The following is a 12,982-nucleotide window of genomic DNA, read 5'->3' on the forward strand; positions in this document are numbered from 1 at the left end:
GCAGGAACAATCAAATTTGTTTTATTCTTTATTAAAATGAATTAACCTGCTCAATGCGTCCTACAATGGTAAAAAATTAAATATAGATACGACACAAACTTCGATCCCGAAGGGATCATATGTTTATAGAAAAGCGTGTCTCCGAATCACCGACCCTGAAAGGGTCGAATGTAAAAACATCAAATGAACAGATAATTGGAAAAATATCATTCAATCCAATTAAACAAATATTCAGGTTTGTATGCAATTTGTATGCCATGGTTGGTGTTTTTCACCAACCATATTCGGAGGTTAAATTTTGATCTGAGAAAAATATCCTATGAAGAATTAAATTGTAACCGTTTACGCCATGGTTAGTTTTTTTACCAACCATCGGGAATTGATAATGAAATAATAAAACCTACCCATTCCCAACATACTTCCAATCCTTCGGCATTTCACAACTTACTTTCATTTTTTTCTTTTCTGCAGGATGTTCAAATTCGATGGAATGTGCGTGCAAACAAATTGCATCGGATTTATATTTTGATTTTGACCCATATTTTTCGTCACCAATAATTGGACATCCGATAAATGCAAGTTGTGCCCGAATTTGATGATATTTTCCGGTTAACGGATGAATTTCAAGTAAGAAAGCATCGTTCAACATTCCTTTATATTTATAGATCAATTCACATTTAACTGCACTCTTTCTGCTATTCTTATAAATGATCGCCTTTTTATTTTTAACATCCTTAAATAAATAATGTAGAAGAGTTCCTTCATCCTTTTCGGGTTTTTTATCAACTAATGCATAGTATATCTTTTCGACTTTACCTTCTTCAAATTGTTTATTGAGATCGCGCAAAGCAGAAACTTTTTTTGCCAACAACATTACTCCACTTACCGGCCTGTCGATACGATGCACAATGCCCAATATTGTATTTTGTGAAAGTTTCAGCGTATTAAAATAATCTGCAACCATGTCCTGAACACTGGGATTTTTAAACTTATCCCGTTCCGCCATTAAACCGGAAGGTTTGTTAATTACAAGTATAATCTTATCTTCAAATAATATTTCCAACGATTCCATCATGCAAAGTAAACTTTAAATTTTACAAAATGACAACAATAGAAATTTATTTATGGCTCAACGCGGTTTTATATGCGGCATTCTCTTTGTGGTGCCTCTGGAAACCAACAACAACGGCTACTTTCACGGGTTTAGGCCTTTTAAACACCTCCGGGAGGTCGGAATACTTTGCAATTTATGTAGGTCTTCAGGGGGCTTGGGCAGCCATGTTTATTGCGTGCGCATTGAATCCTGATCTACAACATGCCGGTATCTTTTACGCTGTTTTTATATATGCAGGATTAGTTTTAGGAAGATGGATCTCAATTTTTCAGAAAGGAATTTCATCCAATAAGACCTATATTCTGGCTATTTTGGAGATCGTTCTTGGAACCTGGGCAGCAGTTCTTTTATAAAAATGCAAAATAATATTTGGATATTTCAAAATTGCATATTTATCTTTGCATCTCGTTCTTATGAATTTACTTATCAAGAAAGGTTGAGGGACTGACCCTACGACACCTTGGCAACCCATAAAAGTTTTTCTCGCTTTTGTGAAGGTGCTAATTTCAGACAGATAAGTTGGAGAGAGTTACAAAAATATTTGAAGCTCGCCAATTTTTCGGCGGGCTTTATTTTTTTCCGCCACATCCAAATATATTGATATATGGTTGATATTATTCAACTATAACATCAATATATTCAGATATGAAATTGTTTTGATAAGTGTTTTCTAAGAAGAAATATTTTCTAATTTAAAAAACACTTTAAATGAAACAAGAAACAGCGATCATCCATGCAATTCCGGTAGATGAATTAACCGGAGCCATTTCAGTACCTATTTATCAGACTGCAACTTTTGTGCAGGAATCACCCGGAATTCACAAGGGATTTGATTATGCACGAAGCAATAATCCAACCCGAAAAGTTTTAGAAGATCTTATTGCCAAAATGGAAGGCGGTGATGCCGGATTCGCATTTGCAAGTGGATTGGCAGCCGTTGACGCTGTTCTTAAATTACTTAAATCCGGTGATGAAATAATAGCTGTAGATGATATTTATGGCGGTTCCTTTCGAATATTTACACATATTTATCAGAAGTTTGGCATTAAGGTGCGTTATGTTGATACAAGTAATGCAATAAATATAATTGACCATTTAAATAAAAACACAAAATTGATCTGGTTGGAATCACCTACAAATCCCACACTTAAAATATCTGATATTACAGCAATTTGTGAAATAGCGCATCAAAAAAATGTATTGGTAGTGGTAGATAATACATTCGCTTCTCCGGCAGGTCAAAAACCTTTAGAATTGGGGGCAGATATTGTAATTCATTCTGCCACAAAATATCTGGCAGGTCACAGCGATCTTATTGCAGGTTTGGTAATTACAAATACAAAGGAACTATCGGAATCCATTAAATTTATTCAAAATGCTTCGGGTGGGATTTTAGCTCCTTTCGATTGTTGGTTAACGATTCGAGGAATAGAAACTCTTTATTTGCGCATTGAAAAACAAAGTCATAATGCGCTACGTGTTGCCGAATATTTATTGGATAATCACTTTGTAGATCAGGTGTATTATCCGGGTTTGCCTTCCCATTTAAATCACAATATTGCAAAACAGCAGCAGTATTTTTTTGGAGGAGTTATAAGCTTTACACTGAAAGAGGATACCTCGGTAAAAGCGGAAAAAATTTGCAGTAGCACCAAATTATTTAAATGTGCGGAGAGTTTAGGCGGAGTTAAAAGTTTATTGTGCCACCCTGCCGGAATGACTCATAAATCCATCCCCACAGATAAACGAAAATTAGCAGGGATCAACGATTCACTCATCCGATTATCATGTGGAATTGAAGATGCCGACGATCTGATCGCCGATCTGGAAAATGCGATTTCCTATGTATTTCCAAAACCAATATCAAAACAATTAATTTATTAAATCAATTTATATTCACCTGATCAGTTAGCGTATAAAAATTACTTCTGGTCGCGAAATAAAATAAAATGAAAAGAAAAAATCTAACTTTAGGCATCTTCGGATTTGGCTGTGTGGGCCAGGGATTATTTGATGTTTTATCCAGAACAAATGGTATTAAGGCAACCATTAAAAAGATCTGCATCAAAAACCCGGATAAATCGCGAACACTTGCAACTCATTATTTTACAACCGATAAAAATGAGATCCTTAATGATCCTGAAATCGATGTAGTGGTAGAACTTATTAATGATGAAGTAGCAGCATTTGAGATCGTTAAAACGGCAATGCAAAATGGCAAAGCCGTTGTAAGTGCTTCCAAAAAAATGATAGCCGAAAATCTGCTCGAATTGTATGAACTGCAGCAACAATATAAAGTGCCATTTTTATATGAAGGCGCCTGTTGTGCGAGCATTCCGATAATCAGAAACCTGGAAGAATATTACGACAACGACCTTTTGCATTCAGTGGAAGGTATTATAAATGGTTCCACAAATTACATCCTTACAAAAATATTTGATGAGAATATTTCCTTTGCTCCGGCTTTATTAGAGGCACAGAATCTGGGATTTGCCGAAACCGACCCGCGTTTGGATATAGAAGGATTTGACCCAAAGTATAAATTATGCATTTTATTGTTACATGCATTCGGTTTATTTGTAAAACCTGAAAATATTTTTAATTTCGGGATACAACACATCAACGATTTTGATATCAGTTACGCGCGACAGAAAAAAGCGAAAATAAAACTCATTGCCAAATGCAAAAAAATAAATAACGATGTTTTTGCATATGTGTTTCCTCATTTGATATATGAAAATTCGCAATTAAATAATATTTCAAACGAATACAATGGATTGCTGGTGGAAAGTGCGTTTTCAGATAAACAATTTTTTGCAGGAAAGGGAGCAGGAAGCACACCAACTGGCTCAGCAGTTTTATCCGATATTTCTGCCTTATCATACAACTATAGATATGAATATCGTAAAATCGGTCAAACCAATTCGTTAGAGTTGAACAACAATTTACCATTAAAATTGTATGTCAGGTATTCTAATTCGCAAAAAATAAATTTAGGCGACTTTACAACAATTCATGAAGAATTTGCCTCAGAGGAAAACAAATACTTCATTGGCACCATAGCACTTGAAAAGGTAAAACAATTAAGGTGGTTGCACGAGGATGGAGTCAATTTGTTGGTAGTGTAAAAGAACAGCAAAACGCCGACATCGTTTGGCAGAAGAAACTTTGTATATTTGATTACTTAAATATAGAATATGGACTTTATTAGCATTGATGATATAATTACCATAAGCGTAACTCTTTTTGTAATTATAGACGTTTTGGGTAACGTCCCGGTTATAATCAAACTTAAAGCCAGCATGCCTAATTTTAAACCCGGCGAGATTACATTATTTGCTGGGGCATTAATGATCGCATTTTTATTTGCAGGGGAATCCATTTTAAAAGCACTTGGGCTCGATATAAATTCCTTTGCGATCGCGGGAGCCATTGTGATATTCTTAATTGCTTTGGAGATGATACTGGGAGTTAAAATTTTTAAAGTGGATCCTGATAATACTAAATCAGGTAACATGGTCCCTATCGGATTTCCCTTACTTGCAGGAGCCGGAACTTTAACCATATTAATTTCTTTGCGAAGTATCTACTCTATTATGAATATTTTAATTGCGGTAGGCATCAATCTTATATTAATTTATGTGGTTTTGCGTTCAACCGGATGGATAGAAAGAAAACTCAGTAAAAGCGGTCTCACTGCCATCGAAAAGTTCTTTGGTATTATCACTCTTGCTTTGGCAATAAAGATCATCAGAACAAATTTTTTCCCGGAATAGATACTCTATAAAAACCATTTTGCGTTTATTTTCAATGCAACACGGCTTACTCTTAACCTTAATTCTAATCTCCTTATCCTGCAATAATTATTCAGCTTTGAAAGAAAGAGACGATATTCAAGAAAGAATTGCAATTCCCGATCAACCACTCGGAGAGCTCATAAGCGAACTTAAAGTAGATAAGAAAGACATTTCGATTCTTATCGACAAATCAGATTATACTCTGCAATTAGTTGCAACTAACATGACTATAAAATCATATCCGGTGGTATTCGGACCAAACCCAATAGATGATAAAAGAAGAGAAGGTGATAAATGCACACCCGAAGGAAGATTCACTATTCGCGATCTGTATCCTCACGATAAATGGAGTAAATTTTTGTGGGTGGATTACCCAAATGAAGAAAGTTGGAAAAAACACAATGCAGCAAAGGCTAATGGAGAACTTGATAATGATGCAACTATTGGTGGTGAGATAGGTATTCACGGTGTTCCCAATAACGACGAGAGTTTAATTGACGAAAAAATTAACTGGACACTCGGTTGTATCTCTCTTAAAAATAAACATATTGATGAGATATATAATTACGTAACAAAAGGAACAGTAATTATTATTCAGAAATAAATTAAATTCAAATTGATACTTCCTTTTCCATGCATACATTTTTAAAGATAATAGTGTTATTTGTTTTTATTGGTCTTTTATCTTGCAAGGGAAACCTATTTTATAAAAACATAATAAGTCAGCCAACAGAAAAATTTTTAGATACCGACAGTAATACTATAGTATCAAGAATAAATTGTCCGATCGGATTTAATAGAGTTTTTGCCAACGAAAACTCTTTTACTTATTATTTAAGAAACCTTCCCTTAAAACCCTTTGAAGCTGATGTAAAGTTATTTGATGGCACCAATAAAAACAGGTTGTGCCATGTAGGAGTAATAGACATGGAGGCCGGTGCCACCGATCTGCAGCAGTGTGCCGATAGCGGTATCAGGTTGTATGCAGAATATTTATACCACTCTAAACAATACGACAAGATCCATTTCAATTTTACCAACGGACAAAATTGTGCATATACAAAATATGCGGAAGGATGGCGCATGGAAGTAAATGGAAATAAAACTGCATGGTATAAAGCAACGCAGGAAGATTATTCCTATAAAAATTTCAGAAAGTATTTAGACCTTGTTTTTATGTATGCCGGTTCCTATTCTTTATCGAAAGAATTAATTTTTATTAAAAAAGAAAATATTCAACCTGGAGATCTATTTGTTCATCCCGGTTTTCCGGGTCATGTTGAAATTGTGATGGATGTTTGTAAGAACAATGAAAGTGGTGAGATCTTATTTTTATTAGCACAAGGCTTTACACCTGCACAGGAAATTGAGGTGTTGGAAAATGAAGTATCCGCTAAAAGAAGTCCATGGTATTCAACCAATGAGCAAAATGTTGCATCACCACAATTTACCTTTGAATATTCGGAACTGATGCGTTTTGAATGAGGAGAAAAAAAAAGCAGGATGATAGATTACCATCCTGCTCAATTAATTTAAAACTAAATTTATTCTATAACGATAGATTTTGTATTTGTTTTTCCATCGTGTTCCACTGTTACGAAGTAAATACCCGGAACAGCATTTTCAATATAAACACCTTCAATTTTGTTAACACCTTTAGCGGAATATACAACATCACCAATTGCATTTAATACAGTGATATTTGCATTTTCCATTTCGAACATATTAATTGTGAAATTACCAGTTGAAGGGTTAGGATAAGCAACGAATTCGTTGTTTAAGAAATAAGCAGGATCATCCAGATATTCCGCAACCATCTCATCACCAAAACGTGCAAGCGTTCCTAAAGTAGCGCAAGCAGTATTTGATAAAGTTACTTGTTCAAAAATACCACCTGTTGTAAATACAGAAGAGTATGCAATACAGTTACAATCATTGTGTTTTAATGTATCCATTTTAAAAGATATCTGAATTGCCTCATCTGCTGTAGCAGGAGTACCTGTTGTAACATAACCACCAACACCATTATACATATCAGCAGGATTACCCATTGAGAAATTTCCACGGGAAGCCTTTCCACGGGCATCACCTGTTACATAAGCCATATAACAAGGGGAACCAGTTGAACTGGATGCACTAACCTGAGAATAACCGGCAGGTATATATTGTTTTTTAACCTGGTTTGTTGTAAGGAATGATCCTGTTGTAACCTGATCGTTATCCGGATCTGTATTTCTTGCATAATAAAGATCAGTGATCTCATCACCACCATTACAAATATCAACAATAGTAAGAATGGCTTGTTTCTTTTGCAAGAAATAGGAAGTTTGATTTATTGCAATACCAAGATCAGTATTTGTTCCTTGCCAAATGCTTTTTCTGATAGCACCGGTATTAATATTCGTAATATTTCCTCCGGCAAACGAAGGAGCACCAGCTACAAATAAACCCGGACGATAACAATAAGGCTGAAGATTTCCGTAAACGGTTCCACCAAATTGAATAGCCCATCCTTCTTCCGGAGAACCAGGCATAACGTAATCACCGCACTGATCAGGAACACCAAGATCCCATCCGTCCTGACCAACGTCGTTTGTAAAACCTAATGAACCATCAATATTGTTTGCATGATATCCTGCAGGGGCTGCAACAACTACTCCAGCATCACCTGATGCATAGGTACCGCAATCAGAAATTGCAACTTCTACATATTTCCCTTTTAAATAGGAAACTCCCCCAACAATTTGGGCATTACTTAATGTTACCGTGCCTATAGCAAGCAACATAAATGTATTGAGTTTAATAAAATTATTTTTCATACTAATAAATTTAGATTATTGATTTAGAAATGAATTGTAAGTAGATGAACTGCGCTTTGCCATATTGTCAATATAAGTGTTCCAATCCGCTAACGTATAGGTAAATTTTCCTGTACGTTCAGGGTATAAAACCATGGTTACTTTTTTTGAAGCGTAATCCAAATTAAATTCTACGAGATTATTCGCAATGGATTTGAAGAATTTTTGTGCTTCCTGTTCATTCTTAAATTTAAGATCTGAAATGTCGAGCGATACATATTTTTGTTCTAAAAGCTGATCAGTAAGTTCTATAGTAAAACTTTGATCAACCTTAACTGCTTGCTGGGCGAACCCAGAAACAGACAAGAGGAGGCCTGTTGCAAGTAGCACGGGCATAATTAACTGTTTCATTGAATTTAGATTTATAATGTGAATTGAATATAATAGGCTACTAATGTAGTTAAATATTATGAAAACCTAAATATATGCCAAAAAAGAGGGTTTTTAAATATGTCACAATTTACGCTCTTTTTTACTACTGTTAAAAATGAAGTTATTATATCAACTGCAAAGTATCTACGTTAATCTAAAAATTCATTCATTATCATTGTCACATTTAAAAATTAATCGAATAATCAATTTACCTTATTTACAACAAAAACGCCCCGACAATGTCGAGGCGTTTTATATTATTTATTTAAAATCTTCTGTTAATTAATAACCCGGATTCTGTACAAGTTCAGGGTTTATTTCAATTTCGCTTTGAGGAATCGGGTATACGAGTTTATTATCATCGTAATTCATTGTTCCAACCATTCCATGCAGACGTTTTATATCGTGGATTTTAAATCCTTCAAATGCAAGTTCCAATCGTCTTTCCAACAATACATCATCTAATGTCACAGAAGCCTCAGCGGGAAGTCCTGCTCTGGTATGCGTCATATTATAATCATCCTCCGGTGAAGCGCCCACTGCTGTTCCTAAACGCACATTACATTCAGCTCTGATAAGATACATTTCTGCAATTCGAATGAGGGAAAGGTTGCCAAATTCACTGTTGAATTTACCGGTATATGTTACACCTCCATCTTCATAAAATAATCCTAAACGAAGATCAGCTGGATCATATAATGCTAAATGTTCCGGTTCAATTTCCACATCCGCTCTTCCCCCAAAATCATTAATGGAAAAATAAGTATTCATTACATTGGAACCATCGAGTTCCGAAATTTGAGTTGCAAATATATCTTCATCGGTATTGTCGTCCTGATTAAAACTTTCAGCATAAGTTGCACTTAATTCATAATCGTTTGAAGCGATTACCCTGTCGGCAGCATCTCTTGCCGCGGCATAATTTTCCATTTGTAAATACACCCTTGCCAACAAAGCAGCTGCGGTAAATTTATTGATATACTCATCATTTTTTTCCGGTAATAAACTTTCTGCCAAAGTAAGGTCAGCAATTATCTGCGTATAATTTTCTTCCACTGTATTTCTAACAGTTTCCACATTATCGCCTGTAGCCAATGTTGGAATTAATATAATTGGAACCGCCAAGTCAGTAGATGATGTTGCAGGATCATATTGTTTACCAAACATCCTTGTTAATTCAAAATGACACCATGCCCTTAAAGCCAATGCTTCACCTCTTACCTGATCCTGATCGGATGGTAAAACAACATCAATAGCAGTTATTACATTATTTGCCGAGTTGATAGTTTCATATGCATCCACCCATAATGCGGTAACATCACCATTATTAACCAAAATATCGCGATTGAAAATTTCCCTTGGTGCGGTATACGTTCCAACCCATAATATTTCTCCATCTCCTCCCAATAATTCTGCATTGCGCAACATTTCACCACCTGCAAGTGAAGATTGTGAAAAATTGTCGTATGCACCTATCAAGGCCTGTTTAACTCCTTCATCATTATCCAGCGCGGCCTCATTACTTAAACTCTGCGCAGGTTCCAGATTTAATATATCCTTACACGATGTAATACTCAAGGCAATTATTGCTGTAACAAATATTTTATATGTCGCTTTTTTCATAATCATTTCTTTTAATTTTCGATATAAACTTTTTAATTAAAGGGAAAGGCTAATTCCGAAAACAATTGTTTTAGGTTGTGGTGCACTATAAAAATCTATACCGTAATAAACATTATCGGTAAATGAATCGGTAGAAACTTCCGGATCCCATCCTTTATAATTTGTGAACGTAAATAAATTATAAGAAGACACATACAAACGCATGGAACTCATATTAATTTTTTTAACAACACGTTTCGATAATTCATAACTTAAAGTAACCGTTTTCACCCTTAAATAAGAAGCATCGGAAATATATCTGCTTGAACGGGAAGCTGTTCCATTTTCAAATAATAATCTGTTTTCAGGAATATCAGTAACATCACCCGGATTTTGCCATGCATCCAATTGATCTACAGTTTGATTATCGTATTGGCTTGCATTGGAACTCATCCAATAATCACCTTGAAGATTTACATCATTTCCATAAACTGATTGTAAAGCCACATCTAAGGAAAGATTTTTATAGGAGATATGATTTGTTAATCCTGCAATAAAATCAGGATTCGGATCACCAACAATCACATAATTCGCTTCGTTAAAATCTGTAGTTGTTTCATTGCCTGATGTTCCGTCGTTCACATAATATAATCCGTCGCCATTATCAGGATCAACTCCTGCATATTCCGCTCCGTAAAATACACCCAAAGGCTGACCAACCATAATTACATTCATAAAATCGCTTCCGCCAAGGTCAATTAAGGTTTGACCATTTGCGAGTTCCGTTATTTTATTTTTATTTACAGAGAAGTTAACACTGCTGCTCCATTTGAATTTGCCAACAAAGTTTTCTGAATTTAAAACAAATTCAAATCCTTTATTTTCCAGACTACCTATATTTTGTGTTTGGATGGAATAACCTGTAGTTGCCGGAACAGGCACATCTAACAAGAGATCAGTAGTTTGTTTTATATAATAATCTATTTCCCCGTTAATTCTATCTCTGAAGAATCCAAAGTCGATACCGATATCAAATTGTGAAGTTTTTTCCCATGTAAGATCAGGGTTAGCTATGGATGCAGGATATAAGGAAGATGTTCCGTTATAAGTGCCTATTCCGTATAATCCTTTGTAATCAAAATTACCGATACCGGCATTTCCTGTTAAACCAAAACTTGCACGTAATTTCAGAAAACTCAATACTTTATTTTTAGCTAGAAAACTTTCGTTGCTTATTACCCATCCTGCTGCTGCAGAAGGAAAAACTCCATATCTTTTTTCTTCGGCAAAACGAGAAGAACCATCTGCTCTTGCTGTTAACGAAAGTAAATATTTTTCTTCATAATCATAATTTACCCTTGCGAAATAAGAAAGAAAACGATAATAACTTTTAACGGAAGTTCCTGCAACAATTTCTGATGCACTTGCTAAAGTTTGTAATTTATCGTTCGGAAAACCTTGACCTTCCACTGAATTATAATAATCATCATAAGTATTATATTCAGTTCCAGCTGTAAATGCCAAATTATGACTTTCGGTTAATGCTTTATTATAGAGTAATAATAATTTCATATCAAGATACTGCACACCCGAATTATAATTAGTTGCATATCCTCCCACCGATAAGCCTACTTCACTTTTACTTCCATAAAATCTTTCCTGCGCGTGGTTGGTTATGTCTCCGCCTAATTCACCTCTTATCGCCAATGAAGGAATGATCTGATACTCTGTAGTTAAATTGGCAAGTGTTCTAAAGGTTGTGCTTTCAAAAAACACGTTGTCAATTTCTATAAGAGGATTATAATAAAGTGTAGTTGGTTGATTATAATATTCACCTAAAGTATCTTTTGGTGGTGTTACCGGAGATTGTGCAACAATTTGTAATGGTGTTGAAAAGGAATTATCATCCGGAATATCATTATTAATGGAGCGACTTAAACTAAGTGTTAAACCCATCGATAATTTTTCAGTCAGCTGAGCATCCAGATTTGTTGAGGTATTAAAACGATCACCGTGATTTCCTACCATTATACCATCCTGATATGAATAACCTAAACTTGTGAAATATTGAAATTTATCTGTTCCGCCAGATGCAGAAAGATCTATCATGGTAGATACCGCATCCTGAAATGCAAGCGGTTGCCAATCGGTATTTGTTTCTCCGTTTCTCCAATCGCTGTAGCCTGAAAGTTTATCAAATTTTTTCTCTACATCAGAAACATAATCACTCACCGCTTCCTCCACATTTGCATAACCGCTAATTCCGTTTGCAAAATCATATTCACCGGCATTAATAGCTGCTTGTGTATAATAATCAACGTATTCACCGGCATTTAAAAATTCGCGCAATCTTGTAGGTTTACTATAACCGCGCTGATAATCCAATGTTATTTTCGAATTCCCCGCTTCGCCGCGTTTGGTGGTAATAATAATAACACCATTTGCTCCACGAGAACCATAAATTGCACTTGCAGAAGCATCTTTTAAAACTTCCACACTTGCTATATCATTAAAATCAATATCATTTAAAGGATTTAAATAAACATTAAAATAATCGTTAACCGCTACAGTATTGATAGGAATTCCATCAACAATAAATAAAGGTTGATTATTGGCATTAATGGAAGAGGAACCGCGGATACGAATTTTTACATCTCCTCCCACTTTACCATTATTTGCTTCAATAAAAACTCCGGCAGCTTTTCCTTGTAAAGTTTGTTCCACCGTAGAAACAGGCGTAAGTGCTATATCTTCTCCGTCAATTTCACTGATGCTTCCGGTCAGTTTTGTTTTAATTTCGGTACCATACCCAACCACTACAAGTTCCTCCAGCATTTCCTCCGTAGGGTTGAGCGAAATATTTAAAATATTAGTTGCCTTAATAGTCGCTTTTTGTGTCTTGTATCCAATATAGGTAAAAGTTAATGTGCCACCACTTTTTGGGACAAGTATGACATATTTTCCTTCCAGATCGGTGATCGTTCCTTTCTGAGTACCATCAAGAACTACGGTGCATCCAATTAAAGGCGAGTTGTCCTCACTATCTACTACTTTTCCAGTAATAGTGCGGTCTTGGGCCTTCATTTGAATACTAATAAATGTAATTAAAACAGCGAGTAAATACTTCTGCATAGGTTTTGGTTTAGTCGGTGGCTAAAGTAAACCATTTCATTTTAAGTTACTAACAAATTTTTGATAAATTTCGAGTGGTTGTGACAGGGTTAGTTCTGGGTTCTGAG

General features: G+C 35.2%; 11 protein-coding genes and 1 riboswitch. Of the genes, 6 read left to right on the forward strand and 5 right to left on the reverse strand.

Annotation, left to right across the window (positions count from 1 at the left end):
* Nucleotides 1-400 precede the first annotated feature (400 nt).
* Nucleotides 401-1,075: an RluA family pseudouridine synthase gene (locus tag IPI31_17205; protein ID MBK7569561.1), complete on the reverse strand. Its 675-nt coding sequence runs from the start codon at nucleotides 1,073-1,075 to the stop codon at nucleotides 401-403.
* A 26-nt stretch (nucleotides 1,076-1,101) separates the two neighbouring features.
* Between IPI31_17205 and IPI31_17210 the strand changes: the two genes are divergently transcribed.
* The 6 genes from IPI31_17210 to IPI31_17235 all read left to right on the forward strand — a co-directional run bounded on the left by IPI31_17210 (nucleotide 1,102) and on the right by IPI31_17235 (nucleotide 6,396).
* Nucleotides 1,102-1,467, forward strand: a complete 366-nt coding sequence (locus tag IPI31_17210; GenBank protein ID MBK7569562.1) for a DUF4345 family protein — start codon at nucleotides 1,102-1,104, stop codon at nucleotides 1,465-1,467.
* Between the two features lie 67 nt (nucleotides 1,468-1,534).
* Nucleotides 1,535-1,635: riboswitch (SAM riboswitch) on the forward strand.
* Between the two features lie 187 nt (nucleotides 1,636-1,822).
* Complete coding sequence (locus IPI31_17215) at nucleotides 1,823-2,998, forward strand: PLP-dependent transferase (GenBank protein MBK7569563.1); 1,176 nt, start codon at nucleotides 1,823-1,825, stop codon at nucleotides 2,996-2,998.
* 65 nt (nucleotides 2,999-3,063) lie between these two features.
* Nucleotides 3,064-4,242, forward strand: a complete 1,179-nt coding sequence (locus IPI31_17220; GenBank protein ID MBK7569564.1) for a homoserine dehydrogenase — start codon at nucleotides 3,064-3,066, stop codon at nucleotides 4,240-4,242.
* 69 nt (nucleotides 4,243-4,311) lie between these two features.
* A complete protein-coding gene (locus IPI31_17225) occupies nucleotides 4,312-4,890 on the forward strand; it encodes a MarC family protein (GenBank protein MBK7569565.1) in 579 nt (192 codons plus the stop codon).
* 34 nt (nucleotides 4,891-4,924) lie between these two features.
* Nucleotides 4,925-5,515: a L,D-transpeptidase gene (locus IPI31_17230; GenBank protein ID MBK7569566.1), complete on the forward strand. Its 591-nt coding sequence runs from the start codon at nucleotides 4,925-4,927 to the stop codon at nucleotides 5,513-5,515.
* A gap of 29 nt (nucleotides 5,516-5,544) precedes the next feature.
* On the forward strand, nucleotides 5,545-6,396 hold the full coding sequence (locus tag IPI31_17235) for a DUF4846 domain-containing protein (GenBank protein ID MBK7569567.1): 852 nt from the start codon (nucleotides 5,545-5,547) through the stop codon (nucleotides 6,394-6,396).
* A 59-nt stretch (nucleotides 6,397-6,455) separates the two neighbouring features.
* Here the strand turns inward: IPI31_17235 and IPI31_17240 are convergent, their stop codons facing one another.
* The 4 genes from IPI31_17240 to IPI31_17255 form a co-directional block, all read right to left on the reverse strand.
* Nucleotides 6,456-7,730, reverse strand: a complete 1,275-nt coding sequence (locus IPI31_17240; GenBank protein ID MBK7569568.1) for a T9SS type A sorting domain-containing protein — start codon at nucleotides 7,728-7,730, stop codon at nucleotides 6,456-6,458.
* Nucleotides 7,731-7,745: 15 nt separating this feature from the next.
* Entirely contained in the window at nucleotides 7,746-8,120 is a 375-nt protein-coding gene (locus IPI31_17245) for a hypothetical protein (GenBank protein MBK7569569.1), read from the reverse strand.
* Between the two features lie 303 nt (nucleotides 8,121-8,423).
* Entirely contained in the window at nucleotides 8,424-9,764 is a 1,341-nt protein-coding gene (locus IPI31_17250) for a RagB/SusD family nutrient uptake outer membrane protein (GenBank protein MBK7569570.1), read from the reverse strand.
* Nucleotides 9,765-9,800: 36 nt separating this feature from the next.
* Nucleotides 9,801-12,875, reverse strand: coding sequence for a TonB-dependent receptor (locus tag IPI31_17255; GenBank protein ID MBK7569571.1), 3,075 nt, complete (start codon nucleotides 12,873-12,875; stop codon nucleotides 9,801-9,803).
* Nucleotides 12,876-12,982: the final 107 nt, after the last annotated feature.

The organism is Bacteroidota bacterium (genome assembly GCA_016706865.1).
Lineage (GTDB): Bacteria > Bacteroidota > Bacteroidia > Chitinophagales > BACL12 > UBA7236.

Bases quoted from the DNA above. Each gene is read 5' to 3' on its own strand.
- IPI31_17215 (MBK7569563.1), top strand. From the start codon at position 1,823: ATGAAACAAGAAACAGCGATCATCCATGCAATTCCGGTAGATGAATTA.
- IPI31_17240 (MBK7569568.1), bottom strand. From the start codon at position 7,730: ATGAAAAATAATTTTATTAAACTCAATACATTTATGTTGCTTGCTATA.
- IPI31_17250 (MBK7569570.1), bottom strand. From the start codon at position 9,764: ATGAAAAAAGCGACATATAAAATATTTGTTACAGCAATAATTGCCTTG.
- IPI31_17225 (MBK7569565.1), top strand. From the start codon at position 4,312: ATGGACTTTATTAGCATTGATGATATAATTACCATAAGCGTAACTCTT.
- IPI31_17210 (MBK7569562.1), top strand. From the start codon at position 1,102: ATGACAACAATAGAAATTTATTTATGGCTCAACGCGGTTTTATATGCG.
- IPI31_17230 (MBK7569566.1), top strand. From the start codon at position 4,925: ATGCAACACGGCTTACTCTTAACCTTAATTCTAATCTCCTTATCCTGC.
- IPI31_17205 (MBK7569561.1), bottom strand. From the start codon at position 1,075: ATGATGGAATCGTTGGAAATATTATTTGAAGATAAGATTATACTTGTA.
- IPI31_17255 (MBK7569571.1), bottom strand. From the start codon at position 12,875: ATGCAGAAGTATTTACTCGCTGTTTTAATTACATTTATTAGTATTCAA.
- IPI31_17235 (MBK7569567.1), top strand. From the start codon at position 5,545: ATGCATACATTTTTAAAGATAATAGTGTTATTTGTTTTTATTGGTCTT.
- IPI31_17245 (MBK7569569.1), bottom strand. From the start codon at position 8,120: ATGAAACAGTTAATTATGCCCGTGCTACTTGCAACAGGCCTCCTCTTG.
- IPI31_17220 (MBK7569564.1), top strand. From the start codon at position 3,064: ATGAAAAGAAAAAATCTAACTTTAGGCATCTTCGGATTTGGCTGTGTG.